Annotated in this window: 14 protein-coding genes; 9 read left to right on the forward strand and 5 right to left on the reverse strand. The window is 38.7% G+C overall.

The features are described from left to right. Positions 1–4: 4 nt before the first annotated feature. Entirely contained in the window at positions 5–1,204 is a 1,200-nt protein-coding gene (locus FW768_RS01685; RefSeq protein WP_153391810.1) for a pyridoxal phosphate-dependent aminotransferase, read from the reverse strand. Between the two features lie 181 nt (positions 1,205–1,385). Here FW768_RS01685 and FW768_RS01690 point away from each other — a divergent pair, with 181 nt between their 5' ends. The 5 genes from FW768_RS01690 to FW768_RS01710 all read left to right on the forward strand — a co-directional run bounded on the left by FW768_RS01690 (position 1,386) and on the right by FW768_RS01710 (position 6,651). After that, entirely contained in the window at positions 1,386–2,219 is an 834-nt protein-coding gene (locus FW768_RS01690; RefSeq protein WP_153391812.1) for a GLPGLI family protein, read from the forward strand. Between the two features lie 106 nt (positions 2,220–2,325). Beyond that, on the forward strand, positions 2,326–2,961 hold the full coding sequence (gene rsmG, locus FW768_RS01695; protein WP_153391814.1) for a 16S rRNA (guanine(527)-N(7))-methyltransferase RsmG: 636 nt from the start codon (positions 2,326–2,328) through the stop codon (positions 2,959–2,961). 59 nt (positions 2,962–3,020) lie between these two features. Beyond that, positions 3,021–3,425 carry a hypothetical protein gene (locus FW768_RS01700; RefSeq protein WP_153391816.1) on the forward strand — a complete coding sequence of 135 codons (405 nt, stop codon included), beginning with the start codon at positions 3,021–3,023 and terminating at the stop codon, positions 3,423–3,425. A gap of 5 nt (positions 3,426–3,430) precedes the next feature. Next, positions 3,431–3,961 (forward strand): DUF922 domain-containing Zn-dependent protease, encoded by a 531-nt coding sequence (locus FW768_RS01705; protein WP_231128609.1) that lies wholly within the window; start codon positions 3,431–3,433, stop codon positions 3,959–3,961. Next, on the forward strand, positions 3,958–6,651 hold the full coding sequence (locus FW768_RS01710) for a PD-(D/E)XK nuclease family protein (RefSeq protein ID WP_153391820.1): 2,694 nt from the start codon (positions 3,958–3,960) through the stop codon (positions 6,649–6,651). The genes FW768_RS01705 and FW768_RS01710 overlap by 4 nt, the downstream gene beginning before the upstream one ends. Before the next feature lie 68 nt (positions 6,652–6,719). Here the strand turns inward: FW768_RS01710 and FW768_RS01715 are convergent, their stop codons facing one another. The 4 genes from FW768_RS01715 to FW768_RS01730 all read right to left on the reverse strand — a co-directional run bounded on the left by FW768_RS01715 (position 6,720) and on the right by FW768_RS01730 (position 12,148). Further along, positions 6,720–8,681 (reverse strand): T9SS type A sorting domain-containing protein, encoded by a 1,962-nt coding sequence (locus FW768_RS01715; protein ID WP_153391822.1) that lies wholly within the window; start codon positions 8,679–8,681, stop codon positions 6,720–6,722. 162 nt (positions 8,682–8,843) lie between these two features. Further along, a complete protein-coding gene (locus FW768_RS01720) occupies positions 8,844–10,022 on the reverse strand; it encodes an acyl-CoA dehydrogenase family protein (RefSeq protein ID WP_153391824.1) in 1,179 nt (392 codons plus the stop codon). 129 nt (positions 10,023–10,151) lie between these two features. Beyond that, the gene (locus tag FW768_RS01725; protein ID WP_153391826.1) at positions 10,152–10,940 is read right to left on the reverse strand and encodes an NUDIX hydrolase; all 789 of its coding nucleotides are present in this window, start codon (positions 10,938–10,940) and stop codon (positions 10,152–10,154) included. A 23-nt stretch (positions 10,941–10,963) separates the two neighbouring features. After that, on the reverse strand, positions 10,964–12,148 hold the full coding sequence (locus FW768_RS01730; RefSeq protein ID WP_231128610.1) for an MFS transporter: 1,185 nt from the start codon (positions 12,146–12,148) through the stop codon (positions 10,964–10,966). Between the two features lie 175 nt (positions 12,149–12,323). Here FW768_RS01730 and FW768_RS01735 point away from each other — a divergent pair, with 175 nt between their 5' ends. The 4 genes from FW768_RS01735 to bglX are packed head-to-tail and all read left to right on the forward strand — an operon-like array spanning position 12,324 to position 20,265. After that, complete coding sequence (locus tag FW768_RS01735; RefSeq protein WP_153391828.1) at positions 12,324–15,152, forward strand: SusC/RagA family TonB-linked outer membrane protein; 2,829 nt, start codon at positions 12,324–12,326, stop codon at positions 15,150–15,152. 10 nt (positions 15,153–15,162) lie between these two features. Next, on the forward strand, positions 15,163–16,602 hold the full coding sequence (locus FW768_RS01740) for a RagB/SusD family nutrient uptake outer membrane protein (protein WP_153391830.1): 1,440 nt from the start codon (positions 15,163–15,165) through the stop codon (positions 16,600–16,602). Between the two features lie 2 nt (positions 16,603–16,604). Further along, positions 16,605–18,032: a glycoside hydrolase family 30 protein gene (locus FW768_RS01745; protein ID WP_153391832.1), complete on the forward strand. Its 1,428-nt coding sequence runs from the start codon at positions 16,605–16,607 to the stop codon at positions 18,030–18,032. A 10-nt stretch (positions 18,033–18,042) separates the two neighbouring features. After that, positions 18,043–20,265 (forward strand): beta-glucosidase BglX, encoded by a 2,223-nt coding sequence (gene bglX / locus FW768_RS01750; protein WP_153391833.1) that lies wholly within the window; start codon positions 18,043–18,045, stop codon positions 20,263–20,265. Positions 20,266–20,277 lie beyond the last annotated feature (12 nt).

Below are 20,277 nucleotides of genomic sequence, written 5' to 3' on the forward strand. Positions count from 1 at the left end.
TGCTTTATTTTGTGCTGAATGGTTCCAGCAGGTTTTTGATTCTTTTCATAGCTTCTCTCAGATCATCTTCTGATGCGGCATACGAGAATCTGATGCATTCCGGGCTTCCGAAAGAAACTCCGCCTACACATCCTACGTGGGCATTTTCTAAAAGGAACATGGCAAAATCATCAGCATCTTTGATTTCTGTACCATTTAAAGTCTTTCCGATATAGTAGGAAACATCCGGGAAATAGTAAAATGCAGCTTTTGGAAGAACTACTTTAAACCCCGGGATTTCTTTGATCAGATCATACACAAGATCTCTTCTTTTTTTGAAGGCATCAATCATGTATTTGTATTCCGAAGGATCTGTTTTCAGTGCGGTAATAGAAGCTCTCTGGGCCATAGTGTTGGCTCCGCTGGTCATTTGTCCCTGGATCTTTTCACAGGCTTTGGCCAGCCATTCAGGACATGCAGAATATCCAATTCTCCATCCGGTCATGGCATAAGCTTTAGACATTCCGTTGATCACAGCTGTCTGCTCATATACTTCAGGAAACTGGGCAATAGAGGTCGTCTTGGTTTCGTAGTTGATAAACTCGTAGATCTCATCCGATATAATGGTAACATGTGGATGCTTAGCAATAACTTTGGCCAAAGATTTCAGCTCATCATAGGTGTAATATCCTCCTGAAGGATTACATGGAGAACTGAAAAGAACAGCTTTTGTTTTCTCTGTGATTGCTTCTTCCAGCTGTTCAGCCGTAATTTTAAAATCAGTTACATAAGAAGTAGGAAGCATAACCGAATTTCCGCCCATCATTTTCACCATTTCATCATAACTTACCCAATATGGGGCAGGAAGAAGAACTTCGTCTCCATCATTGATGATCGCTGCCAGTACATTAAGGATTGCCTGCTTGGCTCCGTTTGATACGCAGATTTGTGAAGGTTTATAGTCAAGATTGTTATCTCTTTTCAGTTTGTAGGCAACGGCCTCGCGAAGTTCCAGAAATCCCGGAACAGGAGAGTAGTGGCTGTAGTTTTGATTAATAGCGTCGAAAGCTGCCTGTTTAATATTATCCGGTACGTCAAAATCCGGTTCGCCAAGAGTGAGGCTGATTACGTCAATGCCGCTGGCTTTCATTTCTCTTGCTTTGTTTGACATGACGAAAGTCTGCGAGTAACCCAGTCGTTTTACTCTATCTGAAAGTTTGTCCATGTAGTCTTTTTGAATTTTAACAAATATATAATAAAAACATCTTGCCGGGAAATAAAAATAAGCTTAGAGAAAAGATTTTTGTCAGGTTTCAATTTAATCACTAGCTTTGGAAATAGGATTGATTTTGAGGCTTTCACCAGCTTTAAAAATTGATAATGTTTAATAATGGCCAAACTTAAAAATGTACAAACTTCTTTTTTTATTGTCCGCAGCTCTCTTTTCTGCACAGAATTACCGCTTTGTTTATGAATACAAGATGAAATCTGATATCGAAAATGATTCTTTGGTCACCGATTATATGAGTCTGGATACCGACGGGAAGAAATCTTATTTTTATAACACCGCTAAGTATGAAAAGGACTCTGCTTATGCGGCTGATAAGGATTTTGCAAAACTGTTTAAACGTAAGAACTATAACAGAAATCTGAACTATCTTATTGAAAAAGATTACGCTAAAAAGACTATCAATTTTTATGATCAGTTTAAAAGTGTGAAGCTGGTGACTACGGATAGCGAAATTCCTCAATGGAAAATAGAAAAAGAGTTTGTTAAGATCAATAACATGAAATGCCAGAAAGCGGTGACGAATTACAAAGGAAGAACCTGGGAAGCGTGGTTTAGTAAAGATTATCCGATCAATGACGGACCTTATAAATTCAGCGGTCTTCCGGGGCTTGTGGTAAGTATAAAAGATTCCGAAGGGCAGCATATCTTTAACCTGATCCAGATCAAGAAAATGAAAACCCTGTTTGATCGGGTTCCTGCAAACAGTAAGAAAATGTCTGAGAATGAGTATAAAAAACTCATGAAAAATTATACTTTCATTCCTGCAGAAGATTTTGAAGCATTCCAGGCAGATACAAAAGCGGGTACTGTTGGAGTTCAGCTGAAAGACGGTTATACAGTGCAGTACAATGTTAAAGAGCTTGAGAGGTATACAGGAAAAGGGGAGACTATTGACGATGAAATCCTCAGAAGGCTTAAAAGAACCAACAACCCTATTGAAAGGGATTAAAAATAATACATAAAGGACCGCAAAACTGCGGTCTTTTTTTATATCCGGCTCTTAAAGTTTGAATAAAGCCAATAAAAACTTATTTTTGCGGTTTATAATAATTCATATGGCAATATCGTTACTATTAAAATACTTTCCGGATCTTACAGAAAAACAGATCGAACAGTTTACCCAGCTGGAAAAACTGTATCACGAATGGAATGAAAAGATCAATGTGATTTCCAGAAAAGATATGGAATCGCTGTATGAAAAACATATCCTGCATTCTTTAGGAGTGGCAAAGGTAATGGAGTTTGCCCCGGGTACAAAAGTATTGGACATTGGAACCGGAGGTGGTTTTCCGGGAATTCCTTTGGCAATCCTGTTCCCTGAATCTGAATTTACCCTGATTGATTCCATCGGAAAAAAGATCAGCGTGGTACAGGCAGTTGCAGAAGGAGTAGGACTGAAGAACGTAACCGCTATTCATGGTCGTGCAGAAAAACTCAAAGAAAAGTTCCACTTTGTTGTAAGCCGTGCCGTGACCCAGATGCCGGAATTTTTGAGATGGCTGAAGGGGAAGTTCGAAAAAGAACAGTTCAACGCCAAGCATAACGGAGTTTTGTATTTAAAAGGTGGTGACCTTGCAGAAGAGCTTGCCGGTCTTAAATGTGAAATTTTCAGCCTTAAAAACTATTTTGATGAAGAATTTTTTGACACTAAAAAAGTAGTGTATTTATCAAAAGGCAATTTTAATTCCTGATCTGGATGACAGAGGAATAATTTTTGCTGTTTCTTGTTAATAATCAGTAAATTGAGGGTATGAAAAAACTTTTAAATATTGGATTTCCTGCATTATTTTTAGGGCTGCTTTTCATCTCCTGTAACGATGATGACTATCAGACCGTTGAATCGATCGGCAGGATTAAAATTGACAGCGTAAAAATAGTAAATGATACGATGGATGTTTTTTCCGTACAGAGTATCAGAACATATTCTACCTATCCTTCGCAGTGTGAAGGATTTTATGGCTATGATTATATTTATGATAATGATTTTGACAGGTCGGTAACTGCTTATCGCTATATAAAAGACGGCCCCTGCAGCCAGAACAGCTATACGGCAGGCAGCCAGATCAATTTCAATCCACGTTATAAAGGGAATTATACCTTCAGATTCTGGAACGGTGGAAACCAATGGATCACCAAAATAATTGTGGTTAAATAATGAGGATGATATTGGTATTCTGTTTTCTGGCTGTACATACAGTCTGGGGGCAGAAAATAATCTGGAAGGAAGATCAGAAGCTGGTTTGGGATAATTTTAAAAGTCCGGTTAACCGCAAAAACAATCCCAATGTGGCAGCTTACACCCATTGTGGATGGGAATATTCCCTGGTGAGATCTTCCAATCCCAAAACTCCGGTGAAAATTGAAATAACCGCTATTTTTAATGAAGAAAGATCATGGAAAGATGTGAAAAAAATCAATGATTATATCCTTCTTCATGAGCAGAAACATTTTGATATCGCAGAACTGTTTGCCAGAAAGCTTAGAAAAGAAGTCGCTGAAAAGATTATTACTTCCGGTGACTATGATAAGTATTTTAAAGCGGTTTATCAGAAAGTGTCCAATGATTATCAGAATTTTCAGAAATCTTATGACAGGGAAACCCAACACGGAATCAATGAAGAAAAGCAGAGAGAATACAATGTCCTCATCTCTGAAGAATTAAACAATTTAAAAAGCTACCAGGCCTCTTGAAATTTCTCAATAAGATCATCCACGAACTTCTGGAACAAAACCCGGACCTTTCGGCATTTAATATCGTTTTGCCCGGGAAGCGTCCCATCGTTTTTATCAGGCAGATTTTAGAGGAGAAGAACTATTCCGGACTTCTTCCCAACTTCTTTACCGTGGAGGAATTAATAGACCGTATTGCAGACAAACAGCCAATCCAGGGAATTTCTCTCTGGCTCTTTGCCTTTGATGTTTACAGAAGCCTTAATCTGACTCCCCGGGATGATTTCTCTGATTTTCTGAAATGGTTTCCCACCCTGCAGAAGGACTGGGATGATATCCTTAAATTCTCCGATAATGATCAGGTAGTTCTCCAGTATATGTTTGATGAAGAGAGAATCAAAGAATGGGCGCAGGATCTCGGTGAAAATGATGATGTTCCAAGGAAAAAATTCCTTAATTTCTGGCAGAATATGAATATTTTTCTTCCGGTATTAAAGGAAAAACTGCAGGAGAAGAACTGGGCAACCTCCGGAATGATCCACGAAACTGCAAAGTCGAAGATTGATGATTTTGCTAAAAATACTTCAGAACATTTTGTTTTCTGTGGATTTAATGCCTTTACCCCTGTAGAAGAAAAGCTTGTAAGAAGTCTTTTAAGATGGAATAAAGCCGGTTGTTTTTTCCAGGCAGACCGTTATTATTTTGATGATGAAAGACAGGAAGCCGGAAAATTTCTCAGAAGCCATAAAATGTGGAAAGAATTCAATGATAACAGAGATTTTCATTGGATTGAAGACGACTTTAACCAGCCGAAAAATATCAAGGTCTATGAAGTTTCAGGAAATGTAACCCAGACAAAAGTTCTTCCTGAGATTTTTAAAGAGATTGAAAATAAAACCTTTTCCAACACAGCAGTTGTATTGTTGGACGAAAATCTTCTGCCTGCCAGTTTAGACGTGATGTACGGAGTGCAGAACCTGAATATCACTATGGGTTTTCCGCTGAAGAACCTGTCTTTTTCCAATGCCGTAAAACAGCTTTTTTATCTTCAGAAACAACTGGAAAAAAACAAAACTTCCTATTATTACAGGGATGTTTTTCCTATTCTGGAAGAATTGCCGAAATCTGCGGAAGATGAATTGGTGATCAGTGATTTTAAAACCAAAATAGAAGAGAGGAATATTGTTTATATATCAAAAAAACTGCTGCATGAGCTCCTGAGCAGTCTTTCTTACTACGATCTGCTTCAGAAGGCAGATCACACAGGTATTTATCTGGATAAGCTGATTGCTTTCTGCCGGCATATTAAATGGCTGGATATTGATGATATTCAGTATGAAAATGTGTCTCACTTTGAAAACGCTTTCAGAATCATAAAAAATCAGCTAAGTCCGTATAATTTTGAGATCAGAATGGAAACGCTGGAAATTCTGATCAACCAGCACATCAATTCCGAGAGTATAGATTTTCAGGGAGAACCGCTTCGCGGACTTCAGATCATGGGGCTGCTGGAAACCCGTCTCCTGAATTTTGAAAATGTTATTCTGCTTTCTGTGAATGAAGGAAAACTTCCTTTGGGAAATACACAGAATACCTATATTCCTTTTGACATAAGGAGATACTTTGACCTTCATACTTTTCTGGAAAATGACGGGATCTACGCCTATCACTTTTACAGGCTGATTCAGGATTCGCAGAATGTACACCTTTTGTACAATGCACTGAGTTCGGGAGTGAATACGGGTGAGAAAAGCCGTTTTATTACTCAGATTGAAATGGAAAGTTCCCACAAAATAGAACACCTGATCATAGAGAATTCTTCTGAACCGATTGCTTCTAAGCCTATCGAAATTCCAAAGACGGCAATCGTTATGGAAAGACTTCAAAAATGGAAAGAAAAAGTATCAGCTTCACATCTTACCAGCTACCTTTATAATCCGATTGATTTTTATCTTTCCAAGATCCTGAACACCTCGGAAACAGATGAAATTGAAGAAGAACTGTCTGTTAAAAACTACGGAAACCTGGTTCATTATTCACTTCAAGAAGTTTATGAAATACTTAAAGGTAAAGTTTTAAAAGAAAGTGATTTACAGAAGTCAATTAAAGAAATAGATCAGTATATTGAAAAAGCAATTGAAAAGCTGAAACACCAGCCGGAGTTCTATGAAAAAGGAATGAATTACATTCACAAAGCGATTGCTAAAAAAGTTATTGAAAACATTCTTACCCACGATCTCGAACTGATCAGAAACGGAAATGAACTGGAGATTCTGGATATTGAAAAAAGATTTGAAAATGTAGATTTTTATCTTGAAGAAAAAGACAAGATTTCTTTCTTCGGATTTATTGACAGGATAGACCGTCTGAACGGAACTTTAAGAATTATCGATTATAAAACGGCCAAAATCAAAAATCTTACGGTAAAGATTGATGAGGATAATGTGTCGGATTATTTCCATAACAGCGACAGAAAACAGGCTCTCCAATTATGCATCTATCATTATGTAGTCCAGAACCTTCCTGAGTTCTGGGGATTCCCGATTGAGACCGGAATATGGAGCTTTGCCGAAGCTCGGAAAGGGGTGGTTTCCCTCCAGTTTGATAAAGGGAATATTGATGATGCGATGAGGTCTGTAAAAAAACTGATTCTTGAAATTCTGAATCCTGACCTGACATTTGTAGAAAACGTGAAATCCTATACTGTCTAACAAAAAAATGCACTCCATTGCTGAAGTGCATTCCATTTGAAAATGAAGAAATATAATATGAGAAGATACTAAAGTTTTATCTTTTTGTTGATTGTTTTTCCATCAGCAAGAGTGAGCTGTACCAGATAAACTCCCGGTTCCAGGGATTTTGATTCAAATTGAGATAGGTTTACATCCTGCCGCACAACTAATGCTCCTGAAATACTGTATATGCTGATGTTTTTTATATCGCCGGCTGATCTGGCGATGATCTGACGGCCATGTGCAAAAATATCTGTTTTATTTTCCGAAGAATGCCCAATGATCATTTTATTGAACTGCAGATTATAGAATTGGGTGGCAATCTCAAAGGTATAGTTCTGGTTTTCAAGATCCTGAATAGAGATTCCGTTATTTTCTATATACTGTGATTGGGAAACTGTTTTTATCAGGTTACGTTTTTCATCAAAGATATGTACTGCGGACAATTCATCCGGATGAATTTTAAGTTTTAAAATTCCATTGTTTTCAGATTGGATGATCTCATTTTCAGCAATTTGCTGAGGTGTATTTTTGATATAAGGAATCAGCTTGTTTTCATTGTTTTCCTGAACCTTCAGCAGATAAATTCCATCCTTAAGACTAGCCAGATTATTTTCTGTTACAGATTTTGCCACTGTTTTTTCTTGATTAAAATCTGTGATTTCCAATAGTTGCATATGTCCCAGATCAGGTTTGATTTGGGAAGAATATAGCGGATTGTTTTCCCTGGATTCTATTATCTGATCGCTATTTCCTGTCTGCTTTGAAGTAATCACAGCCCATTGATTGAATAATCCTCCGCTTCTGAGCGTATTGAATTTCGCATTGGAAGCCAGAACAAAAGGAACAATTCCTCCCACATGTCCCAGAGGGCCCCAGTAAAATGAATCCAGCTTGTATTTATCCAGATCCCACCACGAGTAATATCCACGCTGTACATTAATGGTTTTAGAGGTGTTTTCCGGCGGGATGGCCAGATCTACGGTGGAATGCCCTAAAGTCATTGGAGTTTTATTGTACCAGTCGTAAACATCTTTAGGTTTCAGGCATTGTCTGAGCTTATTATTCGGATTGCTGGTAACATCACTGACAAAATTGGGTGTGAAAAGACTTCTCCAGATCACAGGTCCCCACAAAAGTCCGCCGTTATCCTGAACCACATGATAATTATATTTGTCCAGATATTCCGCTGAAATAACTTCTGAAATATTGTTATTATAAGTTCTGTAGCCTGTATTATTGCAGGTGTGGAGTACATTGGCCAGAAAAGAGGTGAAAGGGTAGATGTCTTTTTCCAGAACTCCTTTATTCAACGTAACTCCCGAAAAATCATAAGGCCCGTCACCCATATACGCATATCTGAATTTTAAATTGTCCGGGTTTGAAATACTAAGCCTTTTCAAAGTTGACATTGCAGCATGCGCCCCCTGAGAATAGCCTGCCAGAAAATATTCATTATAACGTTTGATTCCCAGCTGTCCGAGGACTTTATTGGCGGCTGTAACGAAATCTATCGTAGCACCAGCTTCAGTAGCATAGTCTACATAAGGATGAACACCGTCTCCGCTGCCCATTCCCACATAGTCCGGAGCCATAAGAATATAGCCGTTCAGAACATAGGAAAGTTCTACTACAAATCCTGCACTAAGCGCTCCTTTTAGATTAGACGGAACATTTTGCCGACTGTCTGTAGTTCCATGGTCCGAAACAACAGTTGAAAGCTTGTAATTTACGTTAGGGTACATCAGAAGCCCTGTTGCTTTTACCAGAACATTATTCTCATTTTTAGTGTAATAAGTGATTTTATACCCTTTTAAACCAACATTGAAACCATTCAGATAATTGGTGAAATCAGGAGTATTCTGCTCACCGAGATTAACGGCTATGAAATTGATAACACCTTGTGGAGTAAGATCGAGTTTCTGTTCAATATTTACCACATCGCCAGCCTGCTGAGCCAGGTAAAAAGGAGCTGTAAAACTTAGTAAAAAGAAAGATAGTTTTTTCATATTAATGCATTATGGTGATATTAAATTAGTTGTTTTTAATAAAACCATTCATACATTATCAGATCAATAATTATTTATTGAATATAAATTCTCTGTAAAGTGAGTAAAACAAAGGATTCCGGCCGAAGGCCGGAATCCTTTGTTTTATATCGAATCTTTTAATTAAAAAGCATTGATACCAGTAATATCCAGACCTGTAATTAATAAGTGTACATCATGTGTTCCTTCGTAAGTAATCACCGATTCCAGGTTGGCAGCATGTCTCATCATCGGGAATTCACCCATGATTCCCATTCCACCAAGAATCTGTCTTGATTCTCTTGCAATATCAATCGCCATTTTCACATTGTTGCGTTTCGCCATGGAGATCTGTGCAGGCGTTGCTTTATGATCATTTTTAAGATTTCCTAACTGAAGACATAATAACTGAGCTTTAGTAATTTCAGTTAAAAACTCAGCCAGTTTTTTCTGCTGAAGCTGGTAAGAGCCAATTGGTTTTCCAAACTGCTTTCTTTCCTTAGAATACTGAACAGCTGTACAGTAGCAGTCGATGGCAGCACCAATTACACCCCATGAAATTCCGTATCTTGCGGAATTCAGACAGGATAAAGGCCCCTTTAATCCTGTAACTCCCGGAAGAAGATTTTCTTTAGGAACTTTCACATTATTAAATACAAGTTCACCTGTTTTTGAAGCCCTTAAACTCCATTTGTTATGCGTTTCAGGAGTGGTAAAACCTTCCATGCCTCTTTCAACGATCAATCCCTGTACTTTTCCTTCCTCATTTTTAGCCCATACTACAGCAATGTCGCAAAGCGGAGAATTGGTGATCCACATTTTAGCACCATTCAGCAGGTAATGGTCACCCATATCTTTGAAATAAGTTTCCATAGAACTAGGATCAGATCCGTGGTTAGGCTCAGTAAGACCGAAAGATCCAATCATTTCTCCTGAAGCAAGCTTAGGAAGGTGTTTTTTCTTCTGCTCCTCAGATCCGAATTCATTAATTGGGAACATCACAAGAGAACTTTGTACAGAAGCAGCAGAACGTACCGCAGAATCACCTCTTTCCAGCTCCTGCATGATAAGACCGTAAGAGATCTGATCAAGACCGGAACCTCCGTACTCCACTGGAATATAAGGACCCAATGCTCCGATTTTTCCCAATTCTCTCATTAAGCCGGGAAGGTCAGTATGGTTTTGTGCAGCCTGGTCAATCTGCGGCATTACAAAACTTTCTACCCAGTCTCTTACAGATTGGCGGATCAATTTGTGTTCTTCAGTAAGTAAAGCATCAATTCCGTAATAATCAGGGATGCTTGTAAGAGGATAATATGACATGATTTTTTGATTTGTTTAAAAATAGTACTTTTCAGGCGGTTTGGAAAATTTTTTTAAAAGCCTTTTGAGTGGTTGATTTTCAGTGATATATGATGGTTTTAATTAATTCATATAACAAAATGCCTAACCTTAAGATTCCTCATCATTAGAGATAGGATACTGGTGGGCAGAATTATGGATTTTATTCTTGAATTTATACAGGTAAGGAGCTTTGTTGGCAGAACCGTCATAAAACTTCTCCAGCCTGTCCAGAATATTCAAGCTTAATATTTTACGCTGGAAATTATTTCTTCTGAATTTCTGTCCTAAAATAGTTTCATACAGCAGTTGAAGATCCTTCATGGTAAACTTTTCAGGCAGAAGGTTGCTGGCTGCTGCTTCGGTATTGATATTCATCCGAAGGTATTCCAGCCCGGTTTCTATGATCCTGTCATGGTCAAATGCCATTTTAGGCAGATTATCCACTTCAAACCATTCACAGCTTTCATTGAAGGCATCAGGAAAAGTATCCGCAATGGAAAAATCAATAAGACTGCAGTATCCTACAGTAATAAATCTCTGGAAGATCCAGTGGTCCTGAGGCACCTCAATTCCTTTATTCCGAAGCAGGATCTGGTGTACATTATTCTCGGTACGGTCTATTCTTCCAAAAGTGTGAAACTGCTTTAAAAACAGGTCTTTCAGATGAGTTCTTTCATACAGAACCCTTGCAGCGGCCTCACGAAGATCTTCATCATTGAAAACAAAACCGCCGGGAAGCGACCATAGATCAAGATCATGATATTTTAAAAGCAGGACTTTCAGAATATTGTTGTGAAACCCGAATATCGTGCAGTCAACAGATACATGTGCTACAAAATCTTTTGTATCAATAAGTTCCTGAAGGGTTTCTTTGCTTTTTGTGTCTTTGAGTTTCATGGCAGTAAAAATAAAATTATTTTCTAAATTTTCCTTCCTGACAGTCTAAAATATATCAAACTTACCGTAAAAAGCACTAAAACAGCAAATAAGATATAAATAGGGTAATAATTTAAGAGCTCTTTTCCAAACAGAACAGACATAATAATAGAACTGACGGAGCTTCCTAAAGAAGAAAAAATAACAATAAGGGACGTAAACAGGTTGATTTTCTCTTTATCAACCTGCGCGATCATCTTTGAATTCACAACAGGGTAGAGCGGAGATAAAAATAACCCAATCACCGGAAATAAAAACACCAATATCCCGGAATTTTCAGATCCGAAATACTGAATTCCTACAATAAGGGTAAGAACAGCCATGATCAGACCTATACAGAGCAGGTAATATTTAGATAATGAAAACCTTTGAATGATATTGGCCGTCACAGTTCTTCCGGCATATGAAAAAAGAGCAAGAAAAGAAGTCGCCTGCAGGGAAAAAAACGAATCAATTTTCAGGTGGTTTTTGTAAAAAGAAGGAAGCCAGGAATTAAATCCCTGTTCCACAAACACAATAAAAAAGATAACGCCTAAAAATGCGATGGTCGCGGGATTGATAAAACCGGATAACTCAGAAATGATTCCTTTCGTTTCGGTTTTCTTAGCTTCTGAAATCGTCAGACGGGAAAATAAAAATATCGTTACAGCCGAAAGTATGGCAATAGATAAAAATCCAAACTTCCAGTATTCAGAATATTGACTTGAGATCAGCCATCCAAAGCCCATATTCACTACAAAAATACCGATCATAAAGGAAGCCTCCACACTATTCATCGTTTTTGCAAGTGATTTTTCATCCGAAATATTATTCCTGATAATCCCGAAAACACAGATTTTTCCAATCGCAAAGCAGGTTCCGATAATAGCAAACCAAACCTTATAGAACCAGAAATCTTCAATAAAAGGAAGAAGACAGGAGCAGGCCCCAACAATAATTAATGCTGTGATCAAAGCTTTTTTGGTTCCGGTTTTACTGATAAAATTAACAGCAAAAAGGGAAATAAAAGCAATCGGAAGATCTTTAAATGATTCTAAAAATCCCAGTTTTTCATAAGAAATGGCCTCAGAAAGCTGAAGGATGACCAGCCCCATACAGTTCAGTACCATTGAAAAAATAAGGAAAGTCAATTTTAACGGAAGTGAAATCTGGGAGAGCTTGGCAGTCATTTTGGAGATTATTTTTTAAGTTTTTACAACTTTTTTTATGAATTATGATGCAAATTTAAGCCTTTAAAGCCCCAAAAATAAAAGAAAAATTAAAATATTTATGAAGACAATGTTAATTAATTAAAAAAAAATATATTTTTATTGTCTCAATTTGAGAATTAAAAACTAACTCTATATGAATATAAGAATATCAGGAAGTTTTGGACTGGCCGCAGTGCTGTATTTTACAGCCAATTTCAATGCCCAGACCAAGGTAAAAGATTCTGTTCCCAAGGAAAATAAAATAGACGAGATTGTCATGATCGGATATGGAGGAGTGAAAAAGCAGAACCTTACCAGTGCAGTCTCTTCAGTAAAAGCAGATGCCTTTGATAACAGACCAATCTACAGCGTAGGACAGGCTTTACAGGGACAGGCGGCAGGAGTGAATGTCATTCAGGCTTCAGGAAAGCCAGGAGCAGCTCTTGATGTGAAAATCAGGGGGAATAACTCAATTTCATCCTCGGTGAGCCCTCTGTATGTAGTTGACGGAATCCAGACCAATGACATCACCGGGCTGAATCCTGACGATATTGTTGATATGACTATTCTTAAAGATGCCTCTTCTACCGCTATTTACGGAATAAACGGATCTTCAGGAGTGGTTATCATTACAACCAAAAGAGGAAAACAGGGAAAACCCCAGCTTAATTTTAATGCCTATTGGGGAATTTCAAAAACCGTGAAAAATATTGATGTCCTGAATCTTGATCAGTATAAAACCTTAATGGCAGACATCCAGGCAAACGGCGGATCAGACTATCTTTCCACCGTTACCAACCCCAGATATGCAGGGATTGATACCGATTGGAGAAAAGAAGTTTTTCAGACCGGATTTGATCAGAATTATAACGTAAACTATGCCTTTGGAAATGAGAAAGTAAAAGCTTACACCGCATTAGGGTATCAGGATATTGAAGGAATCATCAAGCCTGCTCATTTTCAGAGGACTTCGGTGAAAGTAAACTTAGATGCAGTGATTGCACCCTGGCTGAAATTAAATTCCTCAGTCAATTACTACTTTACCTCACTCACCAATACCAACGATAATTTAAGTACAGCGAGAGGTGGGGTAGTGCTCAGTGCTTTTAATACGCCGAGTTTTCTGCCTGTATACGGAACAGATGTTAATTTCATCCCGTCAGATGGAGTAGTCTATGATCAGACAACAGGCCAGATTAATGACGGATATAAGCCGGGCCAGTTTGCTCCGAATCCTTATCAGTCGTCTTGGGAAAATCCAGTTGCTTATCAGTCAAGAAAAGATAAAACCCAGACTCAGCGTTTCCTAAGCAATTTAGGTCTTGATGTGAAAGTTCTGAAAAATCTGGTATGGAAGCCAAGCATTTCATTTGATATGACAGACTCCCGGAATACTAAATTTACAGACGGATTCCAGACCAGCTACGGAAGATCAAAATCCGGAATAGGCTCCCAGGAGTATATTCAGTATCAGGAATATAACTTTGAAAATACCTTAACTTATACCCTGAAAAAAGGGGTTCATGATTTTTCATTACTTGGAGGAGCCCAGATCACCCAGAAAAGTTTTCAGAATGAATACTTTGCCGGAGAAAAATTCCCTGAAGGAATAATAAATTTCGATTATGAAAAGGCGGCAACACAAGGTTATGACAAACATAAAGACGTTCTGAGAAATGCTTCGTTCTTCGGAAGGGCCTTGTACACGTATGACGGAAAATATACCTTAATGGGAGTGTTCAGGTATAACGGTTCCTCAAACCTTGCTCCGGAAAAAAAATGGGGTTTCTTCCCGGGTGTTTCAGCTTCATGGCTGGTGTCTAAAGAAGATTTCCTGGCAGACAGTAAAGTCATCAGCGAATTAAAACTGAGAGGGGGATGGGGACAGACCGGAAATGTGTCAGGGGTTCCTGCTTATTCACACTTTAACATATTTGATCCGTATTGGTCAAATGGAATTCCTGCCTATACATTTAAACAATATGACAGTGATGTAACCTGGGAAACAACAACCGATACCAATGTAGGGCTGGATCTTGGGCTTTTCAATAACCGGATCAGGTTTACAACGGATCTCTATAAAAGGAAGACTACGGACCTTATTTTCCCTTATGTAATGGGGAATTTATCAGGACCAATCTATAGAAACGCCGGAAGCCTGGAAAATAAAGGAATTGAGTTTTCATTGAATACCGCTAATATCAAGAACGAAAACTTTACATGGAACACGTCATTCAACATTTCATTTGCTAAAAATAAAATTCTGAACTTTGAGCAATACCTCAATACCATTGATGTAATAAGTATGGAAAGTGTTGGAGGTAAAGTAATTCGTTTTCAACCTGGACATGCTTTGAGTACATTTTACGGATATAAAGTAGATCACGTAGATCCAAATACCGGAAACATGATCTATAAAGACCTGAATGGTAATGGATACCAGGATGTGGACGACAGAACATTTATCGGAAATCCAAATCCAAAATATACCTTTGGCTTCAGCAATAATTTTACCCTGAAAAACTGGTATATGGATGTTTTGATTACCGGCTCTGTAGGAAATGATGTCTTCAACGCAACCCGTTTTGATCTGGAAATGATGAATGATTATAAAAATCAATCTACGGCTGTTCTTAACCGATGGACTACGCCGGGACAGATTACCGATGTTCCGAGAGCCAATTCGGCGTCTGCACAGGAAATTTCAGACAGATTTGTGGAAGACGGATCTTATGTGAAACTGAAAGCGGTAACATTAGGATATAATTTCAATAATCCTTTCAAAGGAGTAAGCAAACTGAATGTGTACGTAACCGGACAAAATCTATTCACTATTACAGACTATTCCGGAATGGACCCTGAAGTAAATGCTTTCACGCCTAACAGAAATACATCCGGTGCAGAGAAATCTGTTTTCGGAATAGATTACGGAACCTATCCTCAGGTGAGAACCTTCATCATTGGTTTAAAAGCTAATTTCTAAATTATTTACAATGAAAATCAATAAAGCAATATATTATTTATTCGGTGCATCAGTACTTGCTGCCAGCGTTTCCTGCAATGACTTTCTGGATACAGAACCCATTACTGAACAGGGGATTTCTATTGATAATCCGTTAAAAACAGCAACAGATGCAGAAAACAGGATGAGCACCATTTACACTGCATTTGGAAATGAATACTGGCAGCTGGATTATTTTTTTAATGGTGATGCCCAGACAGAAATTTCCTATGCAGGAGCAGATAACGTTCAGAATTTTCAGCAGGATGAATATCGTATTGTAGCAACTAATCCGAATGTTGAAAGAGACTGGAAATATCTGTACGGGTTTATCAATGACTGTAATATGATCCTCAATTATGCCGATAATATCAATGATCCGGCGCTTACAGCAGCAAGAAAGGCTGAAATGAAATCAGAAGCAGCGATATTTAGAGCACTTTACTATTTCCATGCTGTTCAGCTATGGGGCGATATTCCTTTGGTTACCAAGGCTGTAATAGGAGTGAATGCCAGTAATTTTGATGAAGTATACAGTCAGGTATATCCCGCCAGAAAAACAGTAAAAGAAGCTTATGATCTGATTATTGCCGATCTGGAGGGAGCTATTGCCAATGCACCATCAGGAACTCAAAAATACAGAGCCAATAAAAACTTTGCTTATGGTCTTCTTGCGAAAGTGTATGCCTCAAAGCCGAATCCGGACTGGACCAAAGTAAAACAATATGCTTCCAATATTTCAGGGGTAAATCTTCTTCCGGTTTATGATCAGCTTTTTGACGGTACGCATGAAGCTAATTCCGAATCTATTTTTGAAGTCGATGGAAATGCCGGAACAGTCTGGGCCTGGGGATCATCCATGTTTTATGGAACAGACTGGAAAAAATTCAATGTTCCGTCTAATGATCTGGTAAAGGCATTTAATGATGCCGGAGATACCCAGCGTTTAAACAGCTCCGTTAAATTTTTACCGGTAAGTTGGTCAGATAAGTACTGGACGAGTAATAACTATCCATTCATGTATAAAATGAGGAAAACCGATGGAACTCAGAATTTTTATATCCTGAGATATGCGGATGTTCTCTTACTTCAGGCTGAAGCAGCCGTAAGAACCGGAGATTACACAGGTGCCGCAGGTTTTATCAATCAGGTAAGAACAAGAGCCGGACTTTCTCCGGTTGCTATTTCATCGGAAACGGATGGGATTCAGAAAGTTCTTCAGGAAAGAAAACTGGAACTGGCATTTGAAGGTCAGAGATGGTTTGATCTTAAAAGAACAGGAGCAGCCGTTGCCATCCTTTCCCAGCAGAAAGACGGAAACGGAGTGATACTGCCTTATGCTGCAAGCATTAATCAGAACAGGTTATTATGGCCGATTCCGCAGGGACAGAGGGATAACAATCAGAATTTAACCCAAAATTCCGGCTATTAAATATGAAGTTTCACAACTTATATAGTTTCTTTTTTAATGGTACCGCACTGCTTTGTGGTGTGGTACTTTTTCCTTTGTCATGCACATCTGTGGCAGGAAACAAAGGAAATGAAGTTCAGTTTTGGCTTACAAAAGGAGATCAGAGTGTAAAATTACAGCAGCAGACCCCGGTAAAATTTACCCAAAACAAGAATGATTTTCAGAATATTAAAATTGATGAATCTCAAAAGTTTCAATATATAGACGGTTTCGGATATACCTTAACGGGCGGAAGCGTAGAAGTCATCAACCGTCTTTCACCTGCGAAAAGGAAAGCATTATTGAACGAACTTTTTGGTGATGATAAAAATTCGATCTCTGTAAGCTATCTCCGGTTAAGCATCGGAGCTTCAGATCTGGACGGAGAAGTTTTTTCATACGATGACCTGCCGGAAGGACAGACAGATCCTTCTTTGTCCAAATTCAGTCTGGCAAAAGATAAAAATCTGATTGCTATGCTGAAAGAGATTCTGGCAATTAATCCTGAAATAAAAATCATAGCAGCACCATGGTCGGCTCCTGTCTGGATGAAAGACAACGGAAAATCTAAAGGAGGAAGCCTAAAACCTGAATTTTATGGAGCTTACGCCAATTATTTTGTCAAATATATTCAAGGGATGAAGAAAGAAGGAATTCATATTGATGCCATCACACCTCAAAATGAACCCTTACATCCTGGAAATAATCCAAGTTTGTATATGCCTTCCGAACAGCAGAGAGACTTTATCAAAGGCTTTTTGGGACCCGCTTTTAAAGCCAGTCAGATCAAAACTAAAATTGTGGTGTACGATCACAACTGCAACAAACCGGAATATGCCCTTGATATTCTGAAAGATCCCGAAGCTTATCAGTATATTGACGGTTCTGCGTTTCATTTATACGAAGGAGATATCTCAGCTTTAAGCACAGTTCATAACGCTTTTCCGGATAAAAATTTGTACTTTACCGAACAGTGGACCGGAGCGAAAGGAACTTTTAACGAAGACCTGAACTGGCATACCAAGAATGTGATTATCGGTTCCATGAGAAACTGGAGTAAAACGGCTCTGGAATGGAATGTAGCTAATGACCCGAAATATGGCCCCCATACCGATGGTGGCTGTACAGAATGTAAAGGAGCAATAACCGTTTCCGACAGTGAAAACTTCACCAGAAATGTTTCTTATTACATTATTGCACATGCCTCAAAATTTGTTCCTGCAGGCTCTCAGCGTATTGCTTCCACGCAGACAGAACATCTTTCCACGGCAGCATTTAAAACTCCAAAAGGGAAAACAGTTCTGATTGTACAGAATGGAAATACCACGGATGAAAATTTTAATATACAATATAACGGAAAAACAGCTACAGTAAAAATCTCCGGAAACTCAGCTGCAACCTATATTTTTTAATAATATAATTATGAAGAAGGCCTATTTTTTACTTGCATTTTCAGCATTAGGTATAAACGCTTACGGACAGAAAACAGTTGATCAGAAGGTTTCAGAACTTCTGTCTAAAATGAGCCTGGAAGAAAAAGTAGGACAACTGGTACAGTACAGCGGATTTGAATATGCTACAGGTCCCCAGAATTCAAATTCTGCTACAGTTTTAGAAGAAATAAAAAAAGGACGGGTAGGATCCATGCTTAATGTGGCGGGAGCTGAAGAAACCATAGCTTTTCAAAAGCTTGCTTTACAGTCCGGGCTGAAAATTCCTTTATTGTTCGGGCAGGACGTTATTCATGGTTACAGGACCACTTTTCCTGTTAATCTAGGACAGGCAGCCAGCTGGGATCTGAGACTCATTGAAAAATCTGAAAGAATTGCAGCAACAGAAGCTTCCGCATACGGAATACACTGGACTTTCGCACCGATGGTAGACGTGGCAAGAGATCCGAGATGGGGAAGGGTAATGGAAGGTTCCGGAGAAGACACCTATCTGGGTACACAGATAGGGTTGGCAAGGATCAGAGGATTTCAGGGAAAAGGTCTGGGAAATCTTGATGCCGTGATGGCCTGTGCCAAACATTTTGCCGCTTATGGTGCCGCAGTAGGAGGAAGAGATTATAATTCGGTGGATATGAGTTTAAGACAGCTTCACGAAACCTATCTGCCTCCTTTTAAGGCCGCAGCAGATGCAGGAGTAGCTACTTTTATGAATTCGTTTAATGACATCAACGGAATCCCGGCAACAGCCAACTCATATATTCTCAGAGACCTTTTAAAAGGGAAATGGAATTATAAAGGCTTTGTAGTTTCTGACTGGGGAAGTATCGGGGAAATGATTCCTCACGGTTATGCCAAAGATGCAGGAGAAGCGGCTGAAAAAGCCATTGCAGCAGGAAGTGATATGGATATGGAAAGCCATATCTATATGACAGAACTTCCCAGGTTGGTAAAAGAGGGAAAGGTAAATATTAAATGGGTAGATGATGCCGCCGGAAGAATCCTGAAAAAGAAATTTGAAATGGGACTTTTTGATGATCCCTACAGATTCAGCAGTGCGAAAAGACAAAAAGAACAGACCAATAATACAGAACACCGGAAATTTGGAAGAGAATTTGGTTCCAAAAGCATTGTATTGCTTAAAAACCACGGAAATATATTACCTCTTTCAAAAGCAGTAAAAACTGTTGCCCTGATTGGTCCTTTCGGCAAAGAAACGGTAGCCAATCACGGATTTTGGTCGATTACTTTCAAGGATGACCAGCAGAGAATTGTTTCCCAGTTTGACGGAATTAAAAACCAGCTGGATAAAAATTCAACTTTATTATATGCAAAAGGCTGTAATGTAGATGATAACGACAGATCTATGTTTGCTGAAGCTGTTGAAACGGCAAAAAAAGCAGATGTAGTGATTATGACACTGGGAGAAGGCCACGCAATGAGCGGTGAAGCCAAAAGCAGAAGCAGCATCGGCTTTACGGGAGTTCAGGAAGACCTTTTAAAAGAAATTGCAAAAACTGGAAAGCCTATCGTTCTGATGATCAATGCGGGAAGACCTCTGATCTTTAACTGGGCAGCAGATCATATTCCGGCCATCATGTATACCTGGTGGCTGGGTACAGAAGCGGGGAATTCCATAGCAGATGTTCTGTTCGGAACCGTAAACCCGGGAGGGAAACTGCCCATGAGTTTTCCAAGAACAGAAGGGCAGATTCCGGTTTATTACAACCATTACAATACGGGAAGACCTGCCAAAAATAATACAGACCGGAATTATGTTTCGGCCTATATTGATCTGGATAATGATCCCAAATTTCCTTTTGGATACGGACTTAGCTATACTGAATTTAAATATTCCGATATGAACCTAAGTTCCACAGCTTTGAAAGGAAATCAGACTTTAACTGTTGATGTAACAGTTTCCAATACCGGAAAATATGATGGTGAGGAAGTCGTACAGCTTTATGTGAAGGATTTATTCGGAAAGGTGGTGAGGCCCGTGAAAGAATTGAAAAGCTTTCAGAAAGTATTGATCAGGAAAGGAGAAAACAAGACTGTAACCTTTAAACTGACACCGGAAGATCTTAAATTTTTTGACAATGACCTGAATTATGACTGGGAAAGCGGAGAGTTTGACATCATGATTGGAACTAACTCCCAAAATGTTCAAACTAAAAGAATCAACTGGACTCGATAAAAAATGACATTT

It is taken from the genome of Chryseobacterium vaccae (assembly GCF_009602705.1).
Lineage (GTDB): Bacteria > Bacteroidota > Bacteroidia > Flavobacteriales > Weeksellaceae > Chryseobacterium > Chryseobacterium vaccae.